This is a genomic window from Clavibacter sp. B3I6 (genome assembly GCF_030816895.1).
GTDB lineage: Bacteria > Actinomycetota > Actinomycetes > Actinomycetales > Microbacteriaceae > Clavibacter.
In genome coordinates, this window is record NZ_JAUSYL010000001.1 from 794,605 (window position 1) to 816,293 (window position 21,689).

General features: G+C 76.2%; 18 protein-coding genes. 3 read left to right on the forward strand and 15 right to left on the reverse strand.

Features of this window, described 5'->3' with window-relative positions; all coding sequences use genetic code 11:
- Position 1 precedes the first annotated feature (1 nt).
- The gene (locus tag QFZ62_RS03730; RefSeq protein ID WP_307501844.1) at positions 2-3,775 is read right to left on the reverse strand and encodes an AAA family ATPase; all 3,774 of its coding nucleotides are present in this window, start codon (positions 3,773-3,775) and stop codon (positions 2-4) included.
- Between the two features lie 152 nt (positions 3,776-3,927).
- Here QFZ62_RS03730 and QFZ62_RS03735 point away from each other — a divergent pair, with 152 nt between their 5' ends.
- Positions 3,928-5,046, forward strand: coding sequence for a GNAT family N-acetyltransferase (locus QFZ62_RS03735; RefSeq protein WP_307501847.1), 1,119 nt, complete (start codon positions 3,928-3,930; stop codon positions 5,044-5,046).
- Positions 5,047-5,098: 52 nt separating this feature from the next.
- Here the strand turns inward: QFZ62_RS03735 and mutM are convergent, their stop codons facing one another.
- From mutM to QFZ62_RS03780, 9 genes are read right to left on the reverse strand one after another with little or no spacing between them, the layout of a single operon-like run.
- On the reverse strand, positions 5,099-6,034 hold the full coding sequence (gene mutM / locus QFZ62_RS03740) for a bifunctional DNA-formamidopyrimidine glycosylase/DNA-(apurinic or apyrimidinic site) lyase (RefSeq protein ID WP_307501850.1): 936 nt from the start codon (positions 6,032-6,034) through the stop codon (positions 5,099-5,101).
- Between the two features lie 6 nt (positions 6,035-6,040).
- Positions 6,041-6,757, reverse strand: coding sequence for a ribonuclease III (rnc, locus tag QFZ62_RS03745; RefSeq protein WP_307501853.1), 717 nt, complete (start codon positions 6,755-6,757; stop codon positions 6,041-6,043).
- Between the two features lie 25 nt (positions 6,758-6,782).
- A complete protein-coding gene (rpmF, locus tag QFZ62_RS03750; protein ID WP_012298174.1) occupies positions 6,783-6,986 on the reverse strand; it encodes a 50S ribosomal protein L32 in 204 nt (67 codons plus the stop codon).
- A 2-nt stretch (positions 6,987-6,988) separates the two neighbouring features.
- On the reverse strand, positions 6,989-7,561 hold the full coding sequence (locus QFZ62_RS03755) for a DUF177 domain-containing protein (RefSeq protein WP_307501856.1): 573 nt from the start codon (positions 7,559-7,561) through the stop codon (positions 6,989-6,991).
- 19 nt (positions 7,562-7,580) lie between these two features.
- On the reverse strand, positions 7,581-8,072 hold the full coding sequence (gene coaD, locus QFZ62_RS03760; protein WP_307501859.1) for a pantetheine-phosphate adenylyltransferase: 492 nt from the start codon (positions 8,070-8,072) through the stop codon (positions 7,581-7,583).
- 26 nt (positions 8,073-8,098) lie between these two features.
- The gene (locus QFZ62_RS03765; protein WP_307501862.1) at positions 8,099-10,285 is read right to left on the reverse strand and encodes an ATP-dependent DNA helicase RecG; all 2,187 of its coding nucleotides are present in this window, start codon (positions 10,283-10,285) and stop codon (positions 8,099-8,101) included.
- Positions 10,282-12,819, reverse strand: a complete 2,538-nt coding sequence (locus QFZ62_RS03770; RefSeq protein ID WP_307501865.1) for a DUF3488 and transglutaminase-like domain-containing protein — start codon at positions 12,817-12,819, stop codon at positions 10,282-10,284. Before QFZ62_RS03770 ends, QFZ62_RS03765 begins: the two co-directional genes overlap by 4 nt.
- Positions 12,816-14,138 carry a DUF58 domain-containing protein gene (locus QFZ62_RS03775; RefSeq protein ID WP_307501868.1) on the reverse strand — a complete coding sequence of 441 codons (1,323 nt, stop codon included), beginning with the start codon at positions 14,136-14,138 and terminating at the stop codon, positions 12,816-12,818. The genes QFZ62_RS03770 and QFZ62_RS03775 overlap by 4 nt, the downstream gene beginning before the upstream one ends.
- A gap of 4 nt (positions 14,139-14,142) precedes the next feature.
- Entirely contained in the window at positions 14,143-15,117 is a 975-nt protein-coding gene (locus QFZ62_RS03780) for a MoxR family ATPase (RefSeq protein ID WP_307507679.1), read from the reverse strand.
- Between the two features lie 251 nt (positions 15,118-15,368).
- Between QFZ62_RS03780 and QFZ62_RS03785 the strand changes: the two genes are divergently transcribed.
- The gene (locus tag QFZ62_RS03785; protein ID WP_307501871.1) at positions 15,369-16,007 is read left to right on the forward strand and encodes an RsmD family RNA methyltransferase; all 639 of its coding nucleotides are present in this window, start codon (positions 15,369-15,371) and stop codon (positions 16,005-16,007) included.
- Here the strand turns inward: QFZ62_RS03785 and QFZ62_RS03790 are convergent.
- Positions 16,004-17,131 (reverse strand): thiamine-phosphate kinase, encoded by a 1,128-nt coding sequence (locus tag QFZ62_RS03790; protein ID WP_307501874.1) that lies wholly within the window; start codon positions 17,129-17,131, stop codon positions 16,004-16,006. The two genes, QFZ62_RS03785 and QFZ62_RS03790, sit on opposite strands and share 4 nt — an antisense overlap.
- Before the next feature lie 24 nt (positions 17,132-17,155).
- Between QFZ62_RS03790 and QFZ62_RS03795 the strand changes: the two genes are divergently transcribed.
- The gene (locus QFZ62_RS03795; protein WP_307501876.1) at positions 17,156-17,665 is read left to right on the forward strand and encodes a DUF3515 family protein; all 510 of its coding nucleotides are present in this window, start codon (positions 17,156-17,158) and stop codon (positions 17,663-17,665) included.
- Here QFZ62_RS03795 and QFZ62_RS03800 read toward each other — a convergent pair.
- The 4 genes from QFZ62_RS03800 to QFZ62_RS03815 form a co-directional block, all read right to left on the reverse strand.
- Positions 17,622-18,605 carry a glycosyltransferase family 2 protein gene (locus QFZ62_RS03800; RefSeq protein ID WP_307501879.1) on the reverse strand — a complete coding sequence of 328 codons (984 nt, stop codon included), beginning with the start codon at positions 18,603-18,605 and terminating at the stop codon, positions 17,622-17,624. The two genes, QFZ62_RS03795 and QFZ62_RS03800, sit on opposite strands and share 44 nt — an antisense overlap.
- Positions 18,606-18,670: 65 nt before the next feature.
- Positions 18,671-19,780 carry a D-alanine--D-alanine ligase family protein gene (locus QFZ62_RS03805; RefSeq protein WP_307501881.1) on the reverse strand — a complete coding sequence of 370 codons (1,110 nt, stop codon included), beginning with the start codon at positions 19,778-19,780 and terminating at the stop codon, positions 18,671-18,673.
- Positions 19,781-19,782: 2 nt separating this feature from the next.
- Positions 19,783-20,850: an NAD(P)H-dependent glycerol-3-phosphate dehydrogenase gene (locus QFZ62_RS03810; protein ID WP_307501884.1), complete on the reverse strand. Its 1,068-nt coding sequence runs from the start codon at positions 20,848-20,850 to the stop codon at positions 19,783-19,785.
- Positions 20,843-21,580 (reverse strand): 1-acyl-sn-glycerol-3-phosphate acyltransferase, encoded by a 738-nt coding sequence (locus tag QFZ62_RS03815; protein ID WP_307501886.1) that lies wholly within the window; start codon positions 21,578-21,580, stop codon positions 20,843-20,845. Before QFZ62_RS03815 ends, QFZ62_RS03810 begins: the two co-directional genes overlap by 8 nt.
- Positions 21,581-21,689 lie beyond the last annotated feature (109 nt).

Genomic DNA, 21,689 nt, shown 5'->3' on the forward strand with positions numbered 1-21,689 from the left:
GTCAGGAGGCGGCCCGCTCCTCGCGGTCGGGCTCGGCGGCCTCGCCGGGGATGGCGTCCGCCGCGGCATCGACCGCCCGGTCCCCCGCTCCCCCCGCGTCGGCGGGGATCCGCGCGGGACGTGCGTCCCGGTTGACCCGCTGGCCGACCACGGCGCTCACGCCGTCCTGCCGCATCGAGACGCCGTAGAGCGCGTCGGCGATCTCCATCGTGCGCTTCTGGTGCGTGATGACGATGAGCTGCGACGTGTCGCGGAGCTGCTCGAGGATCGTGAGCAGGCGGCCGAGGTTGGCGTCGTCGAGCGCGGCCTCCACCTCGTCCATGATGTAGAACGGGCTCGGCCGGGCGGTGAAGATCGCGATGAGCAGGGCCACGGCCGCGAGCGACCGCTCCCCGCCGGAGAGCAGGGACAGGCGCTCGATGCGCTTGCCGGCCGGGCGCACGCTCACCTCGATGCCCGTCGTCAGCAGCTGCTCGGGATCCGTGAGGTGGATGCTGCCCGTGCCGCCCGGGAACAGGATCGGGAACACCCGGTCGAAGGCCTTCCGGGTGTCCTCGAAGGCGTCGGCGAAGACGCCCTGCATGGTGCGGTCGATGTCGTCGATGATCGTGAGGAGGTCCGCGCGCGTCGCGGTGAGGTCGGCGAGCTGCTCCGTGAGGAAGAGGTGCCGCTGCTCGAGCGCCGCGAACTCCTCGAGCGCGAGCGGGTTGACCCGGCCCAGCTGCGCGAGCTTCCGCTCCGCCGCCTGGAGGCGGGCGCGCTGCTCCTCGCGGTCGAAGGGGCGCGTGGGGCCGGCCTCATCGGCCGGGTCCGCGTCGCCGTCCTCCGGCGCATCCGCGTCCGCGGGGTCGGGGTCCGCGCCGGACGACCGACCGTCGTCGTCTCCGTCGTCGGAGCCGGCCTCCCCCGCCGGATCCTCCTCCGAGACGCGCGCACGCTGCCGGGGCGGGAGCGGCGCCTCCTCGGGCACGGGCACGTCGGGGCCGTACTCCGCGACGAGCACGCCCTCGCCGAGCCCCAGCTCGCTCGCGGCGCGCTCGAGGAGCTGCGACACCTGCAGGCGCTTCTCGTAGATCTGCAGCTCGAGGCCGTGCACGTCCTCGGTGATCCCGTGGAGGCGGGCGCGGAGGTCGGCCTCCTCGCGGCGGAGGGCGGCGAGCTCGGCGTTGCGGCCGGCGCGGGACTCCTCCGCGCGCGCCAGCACCAGGCGCGCCTCGGCGGTGCTGCGGTCGGCGGCGCGGACGACCGCCGGCAGGGCGTCGGCGACGGAGGCGGCGCGCGCGATCTGCCGGCGGCGGATCACCTGACGGCGGGCGGCCTCCTCGGCGGCGGCGCGCTCCGCGGCGAGGCGGCGCTCGAGCGCGACCGTGCGCTCCTGCTCGGCCCGGACCCGCTCCCGCGCGGTCTCGACCTGGAGGCGCGCCTCGATCTCGGCCTCGCGCGCGGCCTCCCACTCGGCGACGAGGCCGTCGCGGCCGCTCGCGTCGAGGACGGGGCGCGGGCGGGAGCGGGCCTCGTCGAGCGTGCGGCGGGCGGAGTCCGAGGCGGCGACGGCGTCGTCGACGGAGGCGCTCGCGAGGTCGAGGCCGCGCTGGACGCGCTGGAGCTCGGCGGCGGCGGACTCGGCCTGCGCGCGCGAGCGGCTGAGGCGCTCGGCGTGGGCCGCGAGGCGGGCGTCGGCCTCCCGCAGGCCGCCGAGGGCGGCGGCCGCCCGCTCGCGGGCGACGCGGAGCCGCTCCCGGCCGGCGGCGAGGTCGACCCGGAGGTCGTCGATGCGGGCCCGGACGCCCGTGAGGGTCGCGGCCGCGGCGTCGCGCGCGGCCACGAGCTCGAGCTTGGAGCGCGTGGCACCGGATCCGCCCCGCAGCACGTGCGCGGAGACGACGTCGCCGCCGCGGGTGACGACCGTCGCGGGAGCGCCGGGGCCGCGCGCCAGGTCGACCGCCCGGGCGAGGTCGTCGACGACGACGACGTCCGCGAGGATCCGCCGGACGCCGTCGGGCGCGTCCACCACGGCGGAGACCCGTACCGGGCCCGTCCCCTCGGCCGCGGGCGGCCCGCCAGGGGCCCCCGAGGATCCCGCGACGACCACCTCGACGCGCCCCAGGTCGTCGTCCACCGCGCGGCGGAGCGCGGCCACGGCGTCGTCGTGCGTCTCCGCGAGCACCGCGTCGGCGAGGGTGCCGAGCGCGGCCGCGACGGCGGCCTCGTAGCCGGGGCGGACGTGCACGTGCTCCGCGAGGAGGCCGCGCACGCCGGGGAGGCCGGCAGCCACGAGGTCGCTCGATCCGTCACGCTGGTCGAGCGCGCTCGCGAGGGCCTCGTCGCGCGCGGCCAGGGCGTCCCGCTCCCGCTCGCGCGCGTGCAGCTCCTCGCGCACGGCCTCGATCGCGGACTCCTCGGCGGCGACGTCGGCCTGGGCGTCCTCGTAGGCGCGCGTGAGCTCGGATCCGCCCTGCTCGTCGGCCTCGCCCTCCGCCTCGCCGCGCTCCCGCTCCGCCTCGGCCGCCTGCAGCCGGGCGCGGGCGGCGTCGAGCGCGTTCTGCTGCCGGAGGACCTCGCCGCGCACCGCCGCGAGCCGGGAGCCCGCCGTCTCGGCGCGCCCCGTGAGGCCCGCGATCTCGAGGTCGTGCCGCGAGACGAGCGCGCTCTGCGCCTGGATCTCCTCGTCGAGCGCGTCGAGCGCCTGGCGCGCCCGGGCCGTGGCCTGGCGCGCGGCCGCCCAGCCCGCCTCGGCCTCGCCGATGAGCCCGGTGAGCCGCTCGGCCTCGTCGCGGGACGCCTGCACCTGCGCCGGCGTGATGCCGACGGCGGCCTCGGGGGCGTCGTCCGCGGATCCGAGGAGCGCGAGCCGCTGCTGCGCGAGCGAGAGCAGATTGCGGAGCCGCTCCTGCACCTGCTCGAGCGCGAACGCCGTGCGGCGCGCGCCGTCCACCTCGTCGCCCTCCTGCTCCTCGACGATGCGCTCGGAGCGGAGGACGGCGCGGTCGAGCTTCTCCTGCAGCACCATGCGCTCGGTGGTGCGCTCCTCCTCGGTGCGCGTGTGCTCGGCGAGGGCGCGCCGGAGGCCGACGACCTCGTCGGCGACGAGGCGCGCCCGCGCATCCCGCACCACGGCGGCGACCGTCTGCGCCTGGCGCGCGACCTCCGCCTGCCGGCCGAGCGGCTTCAGCTGGCGTCGGATCTCCCCCGCCAGGTCGCTCAGGCGCGTGAGGTTCGCCTGCATGCCCTCGAGCTTCCGGAGCGTGCGCTCCTTGCGGCGGCGGTGCTTGAGGATCCCCGCGGCCTCCTCGATGAAGCCGCGCCGCTCCTCGGGAGTCGCCCGGAGGACGTTGTCGAGCCGGCCCTGGCCGACGATGACGTGCATCTCCCGACCGAGCCCGGAGTCGCTGAGGAGCTCCTGCACGTCGAGGAGCCGGCAGGACGTGCCGTTGATGGCGTACTCGCTGCCGCCGTTGCGGAAGAGCGTGCGGCGGATCGCGACCTCGGTGTAGTCGATGGGGAGGGCGCCGTCGGCGTTGTCGATCGTGAGCGTGACCTCCGCGCGACCGAGCGGCCCGCGGGTGGAGGTGCCGGCGAAGATGACGTCCTCCATCTTGCCGCCGCGGAGGGTCTTCGCGCCCTGCTCGCCCATGACCCAGGCGAGGGCGTCGACGACGTTCGACTTGCCGGACCCGTTCGGCCCGACGACACACGTGACGCCCTGCTCGAACTGGAACGTGGTCGGCTGCGCGAACGACTTGAACCCCTTGAGGGTCAGGCTCTTCAGGTGCACGCCCGCCGCCCTCCTCGCCTCATGGTCTCGATCACGGTACCGGACGGGGTGCGCCCGCCCGGGAGCCGCGCGCGGGCGGCCCGCGCGTCCCGCCGCCGCTACCGTGGGGTGACGCCGGGCCGACGGGGGCCGCGCCGACGAGGGAGCCGACCATGCCGCACGCCGACGCCGACCGCGCCCTCGTCGTGGAGGAGGTCCCGCCGCCCACCGCCGTCGGCGGCGCGAGCTGGGACGACTTCGTCGCGGTGACCGACGTGGTCAACCGGGCGCAGTCGCACGACCTCGGCCATGACGCCTTCATCTGGCTGCCGCAGGAGCTGATCGCCGACTACGCCGACGTCGCCCACGTCCGGAAGCGCCTGCTCGCCGCGCGCGTCGACGGCCGGATCGTCGGCCGCGGGCTCCTCAGCACGTGGCTGTCCGACCCGACGACCTCCGACGTGGCGGTGGCCGTGGACCCCGGGCACCGGGGCCGCGGCATCGGTCGCGCCCTCCGGGAGCGCGTGGAGCGGATCGCGCTCGACGAGGGCTGCCGGATCCTCACGGCCGCCACGATGCACCGTCCGGATCCGTCGGGGACGCCCATCCCCTCGCCCACGGGGACCGGCGCGGTCGGGTCCGACGACCCCGCGTCGCGCTTCGCCGTGGCCTCCGGCTACCGCCTCGGGCAGACGGCGCGCACGAGCTCCCTCGACACGACCGAGGTCGCGCCCTCGCTCCCCGCCCGCCTCGCCCGCGCCCGGGAGGCCGCGGGCGACGCGTACCGGGTCGTCTCCTGGGTGGACGCGACGCCCGCGCACCTGCTCGACGACATGGCCGTGCTGCACACCCGCATGTCCACCGACGCGCCGCCCGGCGACCTGCCGCAGGTCGAGGACGTCTTCGACGCCGACCGGGTCCGCGCGGCCGAGGCGCGCCGGGCGTCGTCGGGCCACGTCGGGCTGACGACGGCGGTCGAGCACGTCGCCTCGGGGCGCCTGGCGGGCTTCACCGAGATCGCCGTCTCCCCCAGCGGCCGCCGCTCCGACGACCACGCGTACACGTACCAGCAGGACACGATCGTGCTGCGCAAGCACCGGGGCCACCGCCTCGGCATGCTCCTCAAGGTCGAGAACCTGCTGCTCCTGGCGCGCGAGGCCCCCGAGGCCGACCGGGTCGTCACCTGGAACGCCGACGAGAACCGGCCGATGCTCGCCGTGAACGAGGAGCTCGGCTTCCGCCACGTCGCCACGAGCGGGAGCTGGATGCGCGAGGTCGGCGCGGCGCGCTGAGCGGTCCGCCGCGCGTCGGCCGGGGACGTGCACGGCCGGCGGGCCCTCAGGATCAGGCGGCCGCGGAGTCCGGATCCGGCAGCGCCTGGCAGCGCGGGCAGTAGTGGCTCGAGCGGTTCATGAACGCCTCGCGCACGATCGGGGTGCCGCACCGCGGGCACGGCTTCCCCTGCTGACCGTAGGCGTTGAGCGAGTGCGAGAAGTAGCCGGACGCGCCGTTCACGTTGACGTACTGCGCGTCGAAGCTCGTGCCGCCCTCGGCCAGGGCCCGGGCGAGCACGTGCCGCACCTCCGCGAGGAGGCGGAGCGCGCGCCCGCGGCCGAGCGCGTCGGTGGGGTGCGCGTAGTGGATGCGGGCAGCCCACAGGGCCTCGTCGGCGTAGATGTTGCCGATGCCGCTCACGAGCGTCTGGTCGAGCAGGGCCCGCTTGATCCCGGTGCGCCGACGCGCGAGCCGGGCGAGGAGCTCCTCGTCGTCGAAGGCCGGGTCGAGCGCGTCGCGCGCGATGTGGGCGACCTGCGTGGGGACGAGGGCGGCGTCGGATCCGCGCCCGCCCGCATGCCCGTCGGGCGTGGCGACGAGGCGGTCGACGGCCATGGAGCCGAAGATCCGCTGGTCGACGAAGGCCACCACGAGCTCACCGTGCGCGGGGTGCTCGATGCCCATGCGGATCCGGAGGAGGCCGTCCGGGTCGGAGCCGGGCTCGCGGAGCAGCACCTGGCCGCTCATGCCGAGGTGGGTGACGAGGGCGCGCGGCCCGATCCCGTCACGTGCGGCGTCGGGTGCGAGCGGCAGCCACAGGAACTTGCCCCGGCGGACGGCCGAGGTGATCACGCGGCCGACGAGCAGGTCGACGAACGCGCCCTCGAGGGGGTCGTGCCGCTTGAGGGAACGGGCGTCGAGGATCTCGACGCCCGTGATGCGGGCGCCCGTCACGGCCGGCTCCAGGCCGGCACGGACGACCTCGACCTCGGGGAGCTCGGGCACCGCGGGTCAGGCCGTGGTGCGCGCCTCGAGGCGCGTCCACGCCTCGAGCGCGGCCGTCATCTCGGCCTGCTTCTTGCTGGATCCCTCGCCCGTGGTGCGGACGGCGCCGCCCACCGAGACGACGGCGTGGAAGCGCTTGCTGTGGTCGGGGCCGCTGTCGCTCACCTCGTAGACCGGCGCGGGCAGGCCCTGGCGCGCGGCGCTCTCCTGGAGCGCGGTCTTCGGGTCCATGGCGGCGCCGAAGCGCGCGGGGTCCTCGAGGAGCGGCGCGATGAGGCGGAGCACGAGGCCGGTCGCGGCCTCTCCCCCGGCGTCGAGGTAGCAGGCGCCGATGATGGCCTCGACCGTGTCGGCGAGGATCGACGACTTGGCGCGGCCGCCCGTGAGCTCCTCGCCGCGACCGAGCAGCAGGTGCTCGCCCAGGCCGATGCCGATGGCGACCTCCGCGAGGGCGACGCTCGAGACGAGGCTGGCGCGCCGCTTGGCGAGCTCGCCCTCGTCGAGGTCGGGGTTCTCCAGGTAGAGCATGACCGTGACGGCCTGCCCGAGGATGGAGTCGCCGAGGAACTCGAGGCGCTCGTTGTGCGGGATGCCGCCGTGCTCGTACGCGTACGAGCGGTGGGTGAGCGCGAGCTCGAGGAGCTCGGGGCTCACGTCCACGGCGAGGAGGCGCCGGAGCGCGTCGCGGTCGCCGTGGACGCGGGAACCCGGGGTGTCGGTCATGTCCGACGTACCGTGCGGGTCGCGACTAGACGTCGGCGACCTTGCGGCCCTTGTACTCCATGTACAGGGGCGTGCCGGCGGCGTCCTCGATCACGCGCGCGCGGTGCGGCATGGAGTAGACGACCTTGCCGTTCTCGATGGTCTTGACGAGCGTGGGAGCCTCGGCCTTCCACTGCGAGCGACGCGCACGCGTGTTGGATCGGGACATCTTTCTCTTGGGAACAGCCATGGCTAACTCTCATCTCTCTGCGTTTCGATGTCGGCGTCTTCACGCGCCGCATCGCTGTCTTCGGAAGCTCGGAAGCCGGACAGGGCCGCCCAGCGCTGATCGATCACGGGCTCCGGGTCGGAGTCCGCCAGGACCAGGCTGATGCCGGGACCCAGATCGACATCCAGGTCCTCGCCCGGCAGTTCGGGCTGGAACGGCAGTGAAAGGACCACCGCATCCCGGATGACCGGCTCCAGGTCCACGTGCTCGTCCTGGACCTGGTAGTCGAAAGCTTCATCAAGAGAGTACGCGAACATCTCCGCGAAATCGACCTGGACACGCTCCTGCATGTCGGCGAGGGTCCGCGCGGACTGCCCGTCGGCCACGGTGTCGACGTCCCCGGTGACCAGGATCCCGTCGTGGAGGGACTCCAGCCGGACGTTCACGAGCATCTCGCGGCCCTCGGGGACGCTGATGAGGCCCTCGCCCATGCGCTCCGGGAGGGTGATGGTCAGCTCGAGCTCGCGCATCTCGCCGGGGCGGTGCACGATGTCGTGGACGTTGACCGTGAATGGGGTCTTCTGGAACCGGGACACCCGTACATGGTACGGGTCGTCAGCGGTCCCGTCGGACGGCCAGGGCATCGGCGACGGCCGCCGGGACGTACGGGGCGACGTCGCCGCCGAGCGCCTCGACCTGGCGGACGAGCGAGCTGGAGACGTGGGCGTGCGCGGGATCGGGCAGGAGCAGCACGGTCTCGATGCCGGCGAGGTCGCGGTTCACGAGCGCCATGGGCGTCTCGTAGGCCACGTCGAGCTGCGACCGGACGCCCTTGACGAGCACGGTCGCGCCGACCTGCCGGCAGTAGTCCACGAGGAGGCCGGCGCCCCAGGAGTCGACGCGAACCGAGGCGGGGAGGCCGGCGTCGCGGATCACGCGCTCGAGGAGGGCGACGCGCTCCTCGAGCGGGAGCATGGGCGTCTTGCCGGGGTTGTGCACGACGAGCACGACGAGCTCGTCGTAGAGGCGGGCGGCCCGGCGGACGATGTCGAGGTGGCCGAGCGTGACGGGGTCGAAGGATCCGGGGACGACGGCGATCCGCTGCATCCGGCCAGCCTAGGCCCGGACCCGCGTCAGTTCTTGTCGAGGAACGCGCGCTCCTCGTCGTCCAGCCGGCGGGCGAGAGCGCGGGCGAGCGCCGGGTGACCGGCGAGGTCCGGCGACGCCTCCAGCACGTCGTGCGCGTGCTCGCGCGCGGACTCGATGAGGTCGCCGTCCTGGGCCACGCGCAGCAGCCGGAGGGACGAGCGGCCGCCGGACTGGTTCGTGCCGAGCACGTTCCCCTCGCGCCGGAGCTCCAGGTCGACGCGGGCGAGCTCGAACCCGTCGAGCGTCGCCGCGACCGCGTCCACGCGCTCGCGCGCGACGGTCTCGGGCTCGGCGTGCGTGACCATGAGGCAGAGGCCCGGCACGCCGCCGCGGCCGACGCGGCCGCGCAGCTGGTGCAGCTGGGAGACGCCGAAGCGGTCGGCGTCGAGGATCACCATGGTCGAGGCGTTGGGCACGTCGACGCCGACCTCGATGACCGTGGTGGCGACGATGAGGTCGATGTCGCCCGCGGAGAAGGCGCGCATGACGCGGTCCTTCTCCTCCCCCGACATGCGGCCGTGCAGCAGGGCGCGGCGCACGGATCCGAGGCGCGGGTGGGCGGCGAGGAGCGCGTCCACCTCGGTGACGGTCGCGAGCGCGGGGCGCGCGGGCGCGCCGTCCTCGCCGTCCGCCGCGGCGTCCTCGTCCTCCGCGTCGGGGTCCTGCGGGTCGATCGCGGGGCACACGACGAACGCCTGGCGCCCCTTCTGGACCTCCTCCGCCGTGCGCTCCCAGACCCGCTCGACCCATCCCGGGTGCTCGTGCAGCGGGACCACGAACGACGCGATGGGCTGGCGGCCGCTCGGCAGCTCGGCGATGGTCGACACGTCGAGGTCGCCGAACACCGTCATGGCGACCGTGCGCGGGATGGGCGTGGCGGTGAGCACGAGGACGTGCGGCGGCGTGCCGCCCTTCCGGCGGAGCGCCTCGCGCTGGTCGACGCCGAACCGGTGCTGCTCGTCGACCACGACGAGGCCGAGGTCGAGGAACTCGACGCGATCGCCGAGCAGCGCGTGCGTGCCGACGACGATGCGCGCCTGCCCGCTCACGATGCGGAGGAGCGCCCGCTTCCGGTCGGCGGTCGACAGCTGCCCGGTGAGGAGGGTCGGCATCAGCTCGGCCGCGAGGTCGGGGCCGAGGGATGCGGTGAGCGAGCGGAGGTGCTGGCTGGCGAGCACCTCGGTGGGCGCGAGGAGCGCGGACTGGCCGCCGGAGTCGGCGACCGCGAGCATCGCCCGGAGCGCGACGAGCGTCTTGCCGGAGCCGACCTCGCCCTGCACGAGCCGGTTCATGGGCCAGGTGCGGGACATGTCCGCCGCGATCTCCTCCCCCACGAGCCGCTGGTCGCCCGTGAGCTCGAAGGGCAGCTGCGCGTCGAGGCGGGAGAGGCGGCCGCCGGGCGACGGGACGCGCGGGGTGGCCGGCAGCGCGCGCGCCGCCTGCCTCCGCTGCAGCAGCGCCGTCTGGAGGACGAACGCCTCCTGGAAGCGGAGGGCGTCGCGGCCGCGCTTCCAGTCGACGTCCCTCTCCGGCCGGTGCACGCCCTCGAGCGCCGCGCGGAACGGCACGAGGCCGCGCTCGGTCCGGACGTCGGCCGGCACCGGGTCCTCGAGGTCGTCGACCGCGTCGAGCGCGAGCGCCACGGACTTCGCGACCTGCCAGCTCGCCATCGACGCGGTGGCCGGGTAGATGGGGATGGGCATCTCGGCCCAGCGCCGCGCCGCGGCGTCGGGCTCGCCGCCGGAGAGCTCCGGGCCCTCGTGCGCGTCGAACAGCTCGTAGTCGGGGTGGGCGAGCTGCAGGGCCCCGCGGTAGTCGCTGACCTTGCCCGCGAAGATCCCGCGGACGCCCGGCACGAGGTCCTTGGCGCGCCACGCCTGGTTGAAGAAGGTGAGGGTGAGGAAGCCGCGGCCGTCGGTGATCCGCACCTCGAGGATGCTGCCGCGCCGGGCGCGCATGGGGCGCTCGCGGACCTCCCGGACCTCGGCGACGATGGTGGCTTGCTGGTCGACCGGCAGCTCGGCGAGGGCGGTGAGCTCGCCCCGGCGCGCGTACCGGCGCGGCAGGTGCTCGAGGAGGTCGGCGACGGTGCGCAGCCCGAAGGCCTTCTGCAGCACGCCGGCGGTGCGGCCGCCCACGACGCCCGCGAGCGCGGCGTCGGATCCCGTCATCCTCCGAGTGTACGAGGGGCGTCCGACGCCGGGCGTCCCGCGGCCGTCGCCTGAGCCCCGTCTCCCGGCGCCTCGTCGTCGCCGCGGGGGCGTCGGCGGACGAGCGAGCGCGGGGCCGCGAGCGCGAGGACGCGGTCGAGGCGGCCCGCGCGGGCGCGGAGCGCGTCGCCCAGCGCGACGAGGGCACCCGCCTGCGCGGCGCCGGATGCGCGGTCGACCGGCACGCCGGTCCGGGCGAAGCGCTCACGCTCGCGGACGCCGACCAGCAGGGCGACGGGGTCGGCGAGCGACGCGTCGTCCGCGGCCAGGCGACGGCCCAGCTCGCGCGGCGACTCGGTGTCGGGGACGCGGATCCCGAGGTCGACCGCCCGGTCCTCCGCCTCGCGCCAGGCGGTGCCGGCCGGCGCGTCCCCGGCCTCGAGCGCGCGGAGGCGACCGCGGCGGCGCGCCCGACGGACGAGCGCCGGGGTCGCGAGCAGGGCCAGGACGAGGAGGACGAGGGCGGCGGTGCCGAGCGCGGCCCACGGGATCCGGACGGCGGTCGCGCCGCTCGCGCCGGGGGCTGCCGACGCGGTCGGGGCCGGCGTGGCCGTCGCGGTCGGCTCCGCCGCGGGGGTGGGCGAGGCCGACGGGGTGGGCGCGGCGGTCGGGGCGGCGGAGGGCTGCGCGTACGGCGCGGCCTGGCCGCGGCCGGGGGTGGGCTCGAACGCGATCCAGCCGACGCCGGCGAAGTACAGCTCCGGCCAGGAGTGGAGGTCGTGGGATCCGACGCGGTAGGTGATGAGGTCGCCGTCGCGCGCCACCTGGTCGCCCGGGAGGTAGCCCACGGCCACGCGCGAGGGGATGCCCGCCTCGCGCGCCATGATCGCCATGGCCGAGGCGAAGTGCACGCAGTAGCCGGACCTCACCCGCAGGAACTCCCCCACGACGTCCACGCCGCTGCCGTCGTAGCCCTGCTGGACGGGCGCCTCCTCCGAGTAGAGGAACTGACCTCCCCGGAAGAACTCCTGGAGGGCGATGGCCTGGTCGTACGGCGCGTCGAGCCCGGCGAGCACGTCGGCCGTCGTCGACGCGATGACCTCCGGGGTGCCGTCGGGGATCTGCAGGAACGGGCGCAGCTCGTCGTCCGTCGCCGGCGCCACGTCCTCGAGCTGCTCGCGCGTGGGGCGCGGCAGCTCGGAGCGGACCGTGTAGCTCTGCCGGCGGCTGTCGGAGTCGGACGAGCGGATCGCGAGGCCCTGCTCCGACCAGCGCCAGGATCCCTCGAGCCCGTCGACGCTCCGCGGCGCGTACGGCACCGGCAGCCAGGCGCTCGAGGAGCCCTCCACCTGCACGCGCGTCTCGACGTCCTCGACCGGGACGTCGGATCCCGCCCCGAGGTCGGGGCCGATCGCGTCGACCGTGTTGCCGTCCGGCGGGCGCAGCGGCGACGGCGCCCACTCCTCGCCCTCGAAGCGCGAGAGCGTCGTGACCTTGAAGTAGAGCTCCGTGGGCGACTCGGTGGTGTACCGGAGCGCCTCGACGTCGACAGGGCGGCGGAGGTCGTCGCCGAGGTCCAGGATCGGGTTGACGATGCGCGAGCCGCCCGAGCCCGACCCGGAGGCCGACGGGAACGTGGCGGACGTGAGACCCGGGACGATCGCGGGGACGACGAGCGAGAGCACGACGGCGCCGCCCGCGAGCGCGCCCGCCGAGGCGAGCGCCGTGCGCGCGGAGGCGGCGGGGCGCCCGGACGAGGACCGCGCGCGCGGCACGGGGTCGGGGCGCGGACCGCCGAGGAGGCTGGATCCCCGCCACCCGCCCTCGCGGTCGGCGTCGCGCGCGTCGGCCGCGAGCACCGCGAACCAGGCGAGGACCGTGGCCGCGAAGGACGCGAGGGAGAACTCGCCCACGAGGACGGCGCCGGGCACGGAGACGAGCACGAGCAGCGGCAGTCCGGTGACCGCGGGCAGGCGGAGCGCGTGCGCGAGCACGTCGAGCACGACCGCCAGGGCGCCCACCGACCCGACGACCACGAAGACGATGGACGCGATCGGCGGGACGGGCGCGGAGCGGCGGTAGATCTCCTCCCCCGCCTGCTGCCCCACCGCGACGAGCGTGCGCAGGGTCTCCGGGGTGGGGATCACGCCGAGCACGGCGGTGCCCCCGGCGAACACGAGCGTCACCAGGAGCACCAGGACCACGAGCCCGCCCGCCGAGGCGAGGAGGCGGGGCAGGCCTGCGGCGCGGAGGAGGGCGGAGGATGCGAGGACGGCCGCGACGAGCACGACGCAGATGACGAACCAGGGGCCCGGCTCGACGAGGAGGTGGAGGCTCGCGGCCGCGGACAGGAGGGCCACGCCGAGCGCGGCGGTGAGCGGCCAGCGGGCGGCGGCGCGACCGGTGCCCGGCGTCCGGCGGCCCGGACCCGCGCCGGATCCGCTCGCGTCGCGCCTCGGCGCGCCGGGCCCGCCCGCGCGCTCGCCCGGGAGGGGGCGCGGCTCGACGGACCAGCGCTCGCGTCCGCCCAGGCCCACGGCGTCCAGGTCGGTCATCGGGCCATCTCCTCGGTCCGCGCGGCGCGCCACGCGTCGGCGGGGGTCGTGTCCTCGTCGAGGACGACGGTGCGCCAGCCGGCCTCGCGGAGGATCCGGACGGCCTCCCGGTCGTCCCGCCCGTCGACGCGCCCGGCGTGCGCGAGGAACGCGACCGCGGGGCGGCAGGCGGCGCCGAAGCCCGCGAGGCGACGGGCCTCCCGCTCGTCGAGGTGGCCGAGGACGGCGTGCATCGGCACGGCCCGGCGGCTGCGGCGGATCTCCGACAGGGCGTCCTGCACGCCGTCGCGCGCCGGATCGGCGGCGGCCGGCCGCACCTCGGCCAGGTGCAGGAGCAGCTCGGCCTCGGCCGCGGCGCCGTCGCCGGGGCGGGTGGCCGCGGCGCCGGATCCGCCCGCGGTCTCGACGAGCTGCACCGCGTACCCGCCGCGCTGCAGGTGCACGCCGACGGACGCCGCGAAGGCGACCGCGCGCTCGAAGGCGCGGTCGGAGTCGCCGTCGTCGTCCGCGTGCAGGGGGAAGCCCGCGGCACGCGTGTCGAGCAGGACCAGGGAGCGGGGGCTCGAGCGCTGCTCCTCCTGGCGCACCATGAGCTCGCCGTGCCGCGCCGTCGCGCGCCAGTGCACGCGGCGCATGGGGTCGCCCGCGCGGTACTCGCGCGTGCCGAGGTCGTCCTCGCCGCCGTCGGAGCGGCGCTGCACGCGCTCGGACTCGCCCTCCGAGGCGACCTGCCCGCCGGGCTCGGCCGCGAGGTCCGCGAGCCGGGGCGTGACCACCAGACGCGACGTGGCGCCCGCGACGTGCCGGAGCCCCATCAGGCGGAACGGGTCGTGCTCCTCGACGGCGAGCGGACCCACCTCGTGGATCCCGCGGCGCTCGGGCGTGAGGTCGTAGCGGAGCACGGGCCGGGCTGACGACCGGCGGGTCCCGCGCGCGAGGCCCCGCAGGGACGGCAGCTCCGCAGGCGGCGTCGCCCCCTCCGCGCCCGGCACGAGGTCGAGCACCCAGGAGCGCGGCGTCGGCATGGGGCCGACGTTCGCGACGGACACCGTGACGGTCGTCGGCGTGCCGGCCTCCACCACGGTCGACGTGAAGGAGCGCGCGACGTGCAGCCGCACGCGCGCGACGACGAGCCACGCGGCGGCGAGCAGCGGCAGGGCGAGGACGGCCACGCCGATGAAGACGAACTCGCGCCGGCCCGCGATGAACGCGCCCGCGAACGCGGCCACGCCGGCGGCGAGCAGGGCGATGCCGCGGAGGGTCGGATGCGGGACGGCCTCGATGCCGATCCGGCGCATCAGGCGCGCGAGGGGCGGCACGGGCTCAGCGCGTCCGTCCCGCGGCGCTCAGCGGCACGGAGGTGGAGGCGACGATGCGCTCGAGGATCTCGACGACCGCGGCCTGCCCGCGACCGCCCTGCCCGAGGGCGCGGCCGGTCGCGACGAGCCGGTGCCCGAGCACGGGCGCCGCGAGCGCGTCGATGTCGTCGGGCAGCACGAAGTCGCGCCCGTCGAGCGCCGCGCGGGTCTTGGCGGCGCGGATGAGCTGGAGGGTGGCGCGGGGGCTCGCGCCGAGGCGGATCTCCTCGTGGCCGCGCGTGGCCTGCACGATCGCGACGGCGTAGCGCGACACGGGGTCGGACACGTAGACGCCGCGGGCCGCGTGCATCATCGCGTCGAGCTCGTCCGCGTCGACCACGGGCCGCAGCTCGTCGAGCGGGCTGACGGTGTCGCGGTCGCGGAGCATCGCGAGCTCGGCGGCGGCGTCCGGGTAGCCCATCGAGATGCGGGCCATGAAGCGGTCGCGCTGCGCCTCGGGCAGCGCGTACGTGCCCTCCATCTCCACCGGGTTCTGCGTGGCGACCACGGTGAAGGGCTGCTGGAGGCCGTGCGTGACGCCGTCGACCGTGACCTGGCCCTCCTCCATGCACTCGAGGAGCGCGGACTGCGTCTTGGGGCTCGCGCGGTTGATCTCGTCGCCGATGACGATGTTCGCGAACACGGCGCCCGGCTGGAACTCGAAGCGGTGGTCCGCCTGGCTGTAGACGGAGACGCCCGTGACGTCCGACGGGAGCAGGTCGGGCGTGAACTGGATCCGGTTGACCGTGCAGTCGACGCTCCGCGCGAGGGCCTTCGCGAGCATGGTCTTGCCGACGCCCGGCACGTCCTCGATGAGGAGGTGGCCGCCGGAGAGGAACACCGTGAGCGCCATGCGCGTGGCCTCGTGCTTGCCGGAGAGGACCGCGTCGACGTTCGCGAGGATGAGGTCGGCGAGCCGGCGCACCTCCGCGAGCGGCATGGCGTGGGCGGAGGATGCCGGGGCCCGGCGCGCGGCGGAGCGGATGCGGGCGGGGTGCGGGCCCGATCCGGCGTGCAGGGGAACGGACTCGGACTCGGGGCTCGTCACGCAGATCCTCCAGCGTCGTGGGCGTGCTTGGAGCATACGTCAGGGATCCGGGAGCGTCCGGGGCGGAGCTGGCCGCGGACAGGGCGGGTAGCGTGGGGGCCCGTGAGCTCCGCCCCGAACGCCGCCTCCCCACGCCCGCGCGCATGACCCGCATCGTCGCCGGCTACGCCGGGTCCCTCGTCCTGCGCGTGCCCAGAACCGGCACCCGACCCACGAGCGACCGCGTGCGCGAGGCCCTCTTCTCCGGGCTCGAGGCCCGGGACGCGCTCGACGGCGCGCGCGTGCTCGACCTGTACGCCGGCTCCGGCGCCCTGGGCCTCGAGGCCGCCAGCCGCGGCGCGAGCGAGGTCGTCCTCGTGGAGCGCGCCGTGCCCGCGGCGGCCGTGTGCCGGTCGAACGCGCTGCTGATCGAGCGGGCCGCGCCCCGCGACGCCGTCCCGCGGATCCGCGTGGCCGCCCAGAGCGTGCACGCCTTCCTCGCGGGCGACCGCGGCGCGTACGACGTCGCGTTCCTCGACCCGCCCTACGAGGTGGGCGACGCGGAGCTGGCGGACGAGCTGGCGGCGCTGGTCCCCCGCCTCGTCGGCGGCGCGGTCGTCATGGTGGAGCGCAGCGCGCGGTCGGCCGAGCCGGCGTGGCCCGCGGGGATCGCGCGCGACCGCCGGAAGGCGTACGGCGACACGGTCGTGTGGTGGGCGGTCGCGGCGGCGGCGGCGCCCGCGGACGGCGAGCCGGCCGAGCGCCCCGACGCGGACGACGGCACGGAGCCCGCGGGCGCCTAGCGCGCGCCGTCCCAGTCGGCGTACGGGTCCCAGCCGCCGAGCGGCGTGCGCGGACCGGCGTACGGCACGCCGTCGACCGTGACCGCCGGTCCCCCGGCGGCGGGCTCGGTGACGAGGCCGATCGCCCGGAACGGCGCGGGCAGCTCCGCGTCCGCGGGGAACGCCGCGACGAGCGCGTGGTCCTCTCCCCCGGTGAGCACGAGGTCGAGCGCGACGGGCGGCAGGGACGGGTGGGCGGCGGCGACGCGGCGCGCGTCCTCGGCGAGGGCGGCCGAACCGAGGTCGATCGCCGCGCCGCTCGCGCGTGCCATCCGGGCGAGGTCGAGGAGCAGGCCGTCGGACACGTCGAGCATGGCGGTCGCCCCGGCCCGCGCGGCGTCCGCGCCGGCCCCGAGGGGCGCGACGGGAGCGAGCTGCGCCTCCACCGCGGCCGGGTGCGCGGCGCGCAGGGCGCGGGCGAGGCCGGCGTCGGGCACGGGCTCCCCGCCCGCCCGGGTGCTCCGCGCGTGGTCGAAGAGGAGGCGGACGCCGGCCGCGGCCATCCCGAGGGTCCCGGCCACGGCGATCACGTCGCCGGGGCGGGCGCCGGAGCGGAGCACGGGGTCGCGCCCCTCGAGGTCGCCCGTGGCCGTCACCGTGATCGCCAGCGCGTCCGAGACGGACAGGTCGCCGCCCACGACGCCGCAGCCCGGCGCCTGCAGCCGGCAGCCCTCGCGGAGGCCGTCGGCGAGGGCCTCGAGGTCGGCGACGCGCGTGCCGGCGGGCGCCGCGATCGCCACGAGGAGCGCCGACGGCCGCGCGCCCATGGCGGCGACGTCGGCGAGGTTCGAGGTCGCGGCGCGCCGACCGAGGTCGTGGAAGGACGACCAGGCCAGGCGGAAGTCGGGTCCCTCGATCATCATGTCGGTCGTGATCACGAAGCGGCCGTCGGGCGCCCGCACGACCGCGCAGTCGTCGCCGGGTCCCACGTCCGCGGCGTCGGCGGCCGGCAGGTGCGGCAGGATCCGCGCCAGGGTCGCGAGCTCGCCCGCGCTCCCGAGCGTCGCGGCGTCCGCCGCGTCCGCGGGGCCCGCGGCGCCCCCGTCGGTCGGATGCGCGGCGGAGGGCGTCCCAGGAGTCGTCACGACTGCCACGGTAGCCTGACCGCGATGAGTCCCCGCCGCCCCGCCCGCGCCCTCCGCGCCGCCGCCGTCGCCGTCGCCGCGTGCGGCATCGCCCTCGCCGTCGCCGGGTGCGCCCCCACCGTCTCGCTCGAGGCCGCCCCGGGCGCGACGGATCCGCTCTGCGCCGACGTGGTCGTCCACCTCCCCGCCGTGCTCGGCACCGCCCCGCTCCGCGAGACCGACGCGCAGGGCACGGCCGCGTGGGGCGACCCGCAGAGCACGGTCATCCTCCGCTGCGGCGTCGCGACGCCCGGCCCCACGACCGACGCGTGCATCAGCTACGACGACGTCGACTGGGTCGAGGACGACTCGGGCGCGCCGAACATCCGCTACACGACCTTCGGCCGCACGCCCGCCGTGGAGGTCGTCATCGACTCCACGCAGGCGAGCTACACGGCGCTCACCGACCTCAGCGGGGTCGTCTCGGTCATCCCGCAGACCGCCGCCTGCGTCAGCGCGCAGGACCTGGGCGACGCGCCGCCTCCCGGGAGCTGACCGGCAGTGGTCCCGTCGCGGGCGGCACCGGATCCCCGGGGCCCGCCTCGTCGGATGCGTCCCGCCGCGCCGTCCCGCCCACCCGGCCGCGCCGCGCGTCCCGCCCGTCGAGCGCGAGGCGTCCCACCCGCCGCCAGCGCTGCCACGGCGCGTCGTCCGGCCAGTGCAGCGTGAGCGAGGTCACGCCCCTGCTCATCCGCAGCGGCAGGGTCGACGGCCGGGTGAGCGGCCGCATGCTGATCCCCATCCCGAGGCGCGGGTCGAGCACGATGCGCCGCTCCGGCCCGAGGTGGACGGACAGGTCGATGTCGTCGTGCAGGTGCGTGCCCGCGCGGTGCACGTCGGTGCGCACCTCGAGCCAGGCGTCGCGACGCAACGCGAAGTTGGACCCGAACAGCGGCGGGTGCCCGAGCGCGAGCGTGACCGAGGCGAAGTAGGCGCCGAGGTAGGCGACCGCCGCGACCCGGCGGAGGGCGCGCGGCCCGTCCAGGAAGCGCGCCGCGCCCGTGACGGCGACGACGTCGGGGCGCGCGGCGAGCACGTCGCCGAGCCGCTCGATCCAGTCGACGGGCGGCACGCAGTCCGCGTCGAGCCGCGCGATCACCTCGTGCCGCGCCGCGTCGTAGCCGGCGGACGCCGCCGCGGGGATCCCCACGACCGGCTCGTGCACCACGCGGGCGCCCGCCGCCCGCGCGACCGCGGCGCTGTCGTCGCGCGACGCGTTGTCGACCACCACGACCTCGTCGGGCGCGACGCTCTGGCCGGCGAGGGCCGCGAGGCACGCGCGGAGGTGCCCGGCGTCGTCGCGCACGGGGATGACCACGGACACCGTCGGGCGGGCCGCCGGCATGCCGGGACGACGGCCGCCTGCCCGGACGAGCGGCGCGGACCGGGCGTCGGGATGGAGGCGGGGCCGGGCGACGGATCGTCCTACGAGCATGCGCCCGAGCCTAGGCGCATCGTCGCGCGGCGACCGGGCCGCGGCGACGCGGACGGTCCACGGCCTCAGGCGCGGGCGCCATCCGCCTCCCACGCGAGCGCCACGTCGAGCAGCCGCGAGATGAGGTCCGGGTACGCGAGGCCCGACGCCTGCCAGCAGGCGGGGAACATCGAGATGGGCGTGAAGCCCGGCATCGTGTTGACCTCGTTGAGCACGAAGCCGTCGGCCGTGAGGAAGAAGTCCACGCGCGCGAGCCCGCGGCCGTCGACCGCCCGGAACGCCCGGACCGACAGCTCCTGCATCTCGGCGAGCTCCGCCTCGGTCACGTCCGCCGGGCACACCAGGTCGATGCCGTCGGCACCGAGGTACTTGGCCTCGAAGTCGTAGAAGTCGCGCCCGGAGACGACGATCTCGCCCGCGACGGACGCGCGCGGCGCGCGGCCGGGCCCGTCGTCGAGGATGGCGCACTCCACCTCGCGGCCGACGAGGCCCGCCTCGACGAGCACGCGGTCGTCCTCGCGGAACGCGATCTCGAGCGCGGCGTCGAGCGCGCCCGGCTCCGCGACCCGGCTGACGCCCACGCTGGATCCCGCGCGCGCGGGCTTCACGAAGGCCGGCAGCGCGAGCTCCGCGGCGCGCGCCCGGACGCCCGCGGGATCCGCCTGCCACTCGTGGCGCGACACCGTGATCCACGGGGCGACCCGGATGCCGGCCGCCTGCAGCACGGTCTTGGCGAAGTGCTTGTCCATGCCGAGCGCCGAGGCGAGCACGCCCGATCCGACGTAGGGCAGCCCGGCGAGCTCGAGCATGCCCTGGACCGTGCCGTCCTCGCCCTGCGTGCCGTGCAGGATCGGGAGCACGACGTCGACGCGGCCGAGCGACCGCTCCGCGCCGTCCGCGTCCCGGACCCGGAGCTCGCGCGAGGACGCGTCCTCGGGCCAGCGCACGCGCGTGCCGTTGTCGGCGACCTCGGGCAGCGCCCGGGCGTCGAGCGCGAACGCCGCCGCGTCGTCCTCCTGCAGCGTGAAGGCGCCGCGCGGCGTGATCCCGACGGGGACCACCTCGAAGCGCTCGCGGTCGATGGCGCCGAGCACCCCGCTCGCGGTGGCGCAGCTGATGGAGTGCTCGCTGGAGGTGCCGCCGAACAGCAGCACCACCCGGATGCGGTCGGTCATGGTCACTCTCCCTGGGGGGTGTCGTCGTCGGTGGTGAGGTGCGGGGCGATGTCGCGCGGCGACAGGGTGCCCGCGAGGACCTGCTCCACCTGCTCGACGATCGGCATGAGGACGCCCCGCTGGCGCGCGAGCTCGAGCACGGGCGCGACGGAGGACAGGCCCTCGGCCGTCTGCTGCATGCTCGTGACGACGTCGGTGAAGCTGTACCCCTGGCCGAGCAGGCGGCCCGCGGTGTTGTTCCGGGACAGCGACGACTCGCACGTGGCGATGAGGTCGCCGAGGCCCGCGAGCCCCGCGAGCGTCTCGGCCCGGGCGCCGTACGCCACGGAGAAGGCGGTCATCTCGGCGAGGCCGCGCGTGATGATCGACGCCTTCGTGTTCTCGCCGTACCCGACGCCGTCGACGATGCCGACCGCCACCGCGATGAGGTTCTTGAGGACCCCGCCGAACTCCGTGCCGATGACGTCGGTGTTGACGAACGAGCGGAAGTAGGGGCTGCGGGCGATCTTCGCGATCCGCTCGGCCGTCGCCTGGTCCGCGGAGGACACGACGACCGCGGTCGGCTGCTCGCGCGCGATCTCGAGCGCGAGGTTCGGGCCCGAGGCCACGGCGATCCGCTCGGGCCCGATGCCGAGCACCTCCTGGATCACCTCGCTCATCCGGAGGCCCGTGCCCTTCTCGACGCCCTTCATGAGGCTGACGACCACGGCGTCGGACGGGATGAGGTCGCGCGCGGCCTCGAGGTTGGCGCGCAGCGTCTGGCTCGGCACGGAGACGAACACGTCGGTGGCGCCCGCGAGCACGCGCTCGAGCGAGGCGTCGGCGGTGAGGCGCCGGGGCAGGTTGACGCCCGGCAGGTAGTCGCTGTTGCGCTTCGCCTCGGTGATCTCCCGGGCGAGCTCGGGCCGGCGGGCCCACATGACGACGTCGGCGCCGCCGTCCGCCATGACCTTCGCGAAGGTGGTGCCCCAGCTGCCGGCGCCGAGGACGACGATGCGGCGCCGCTCGCCGTGCACGGCGTCGGGGCCCGGGGCGGGGTCGGTGCGGGCGCTCGCGGTCGCGTCACTCAAAACGGCCGGTCTCCTTCTGGTTCTTGGAGCGGGGATCCCACCGCTCGGCGGGCGCGGTCTCGCCGCGCAGCTCCTCCACGAGCTGCGTGATGGCCGCCATGACGACGGCGGTCGCCTCGGTGAGGGTCGCGGAGTCGAGGCTCCGGTCGCGGAAGCGCGAGAGGTCGACGGGCTCGCCGATGACGACGTGGATCGTCTTTCGCCGGAACAGCCGCACGCGCTTCGAGTAGCGGCCCATGAGCTCCTGCGTGCCCCAGTGGGCCGCGGGGATCACGGGGATGCCGGCCTGCAGCGCGAGGCGGACGGCGCCGGTCTTCCCGCGCATGGGCCAGAGGTCGGGGTCGCGCGTGAGCGTCCCCTCGGGGTAGACGACGACGATGCGGCCGTCGCGCGCCAGCTCCGCGGCCGACTCGAGGGCCTGGCCGCCGCGGACGCCGCCGTCGCGCTGCACGGGGATCTGCCCGGAGCGGCGGAGGAACCAGCCCACCACGGGCACGTCGAAGAGCGAGGCCTTGGCGAGGAAGCGGGGCAGGCGGCCGAGCTTCCACGCGACCGCGCCCATGACGACGGGGTCGATCTCGCTGTAGTGGTTCGGGGCGAGCACGTAGGAACCGGTGCGCGGCAGGCGCTCGGGGTTCCGGATGTCGAACCGGACGGACGCGTTCAGCACCGGCAGCACGAGCGCCGCGAGCACCCAGAAGATGGACGGTCGGGCCTTCTCGTTCGCCATGGCGTCTCCAGTCCGGTCGCGGTCGTCGTCGGTCGCCCGTCGGGCGTCATCCGCCCGGCGGAGGACCGGGCGCGTCCGGAGGGACGCGCCCGGTCGGCGGAGGCGGCGC

Bases quoted from the DNA above. Each gene is read 5' to 3' on its own strand.
- QFZ62_RS03800 (WP_307501879.1), bottom strand. From the start codon at position 18,605: ATGCTCGTAGGACGATCCGTCGCCCGGCCCCGCCTCCATCCCGACGCC.
- QFZ62_RS03805 (WP_307501881.1), bottom strand. From the start codon at position 19,780: ATGACCGACCGCATCCGGGTGGTGCTGCTGTTCGGCGGCACCTCCAGC.
- coaD (WP_307501859.1), bottom strand. From the start codon at position 8,072: ATGCAGCGGATCGCCGTCGTCCCCGGATCCTTCGACCCCGTCACGCTC.
- QFZ62_RS03815 (WP_307501886.1), bottom strand. From the start codon at position 21,580: ATGGCGAACGAGAAGGCCCGACCGTCCATCTTCTGGGTGCTCGCGGCG.
- QFZ62_RS03735 (WP_307501847.1), top strand. From the start codon at position 3,928: ATGCCGCACGCCGACGCCGACCGCGCCCTCGTCGTGGAGGAGGTCCCG.
- rpmF (WP_012298174.1), bottom strand. From the start codon at position 6,986: ATGGCTGTTCCCAAGAGAAAGATGTCCCGATCCAACACGCGTGCGCGT.
- QFZ62_RS03765 (WP_307501862.1), bottom strand. From the start codon at position 10,285: ATGACGGGATCCGACGCCGCGCTCGCGGGCGTCGTGGGCGGCCGCACC.
- QFZ62_RS03770 (WP_307501865.1), bottom strand. From the start codon at position 12,819: ATGACCGACCTGGACGCCGTGGGCCTGGGCGGACGCGAGCGCTGGTCC.
- rnc (WP_307501853.1), bottom strand. From the start codon at position 6,757: ATGACCGACACCCCGGGTTCCCGCGTCCACGGCGACCGCGACGCGCTC.
- QFZ62_RS03785 (WP_307501871.1), top strand. From the start codon at position 15,369: ATGACCCGCATCGTCGCCGGCTACGCCGGGTCCCTCGTCCTGCGCGTG.
- QFZ62_RS03795 (WP_307501876.1), top strand. From the start codon at position 17,156: ATGAGTCCCCGCCGCCCCGCCCGCGCCCTCCGCGCCGCCGCCGTCGCC.
- QFZ62_RS03780 (WP_307507679.1), bottom strand. From the start codon at position 15,117: ATGCCGCTCGCGGAGGTGCGCCGGCTCGCCGACCTCATCCTCGCGAAC.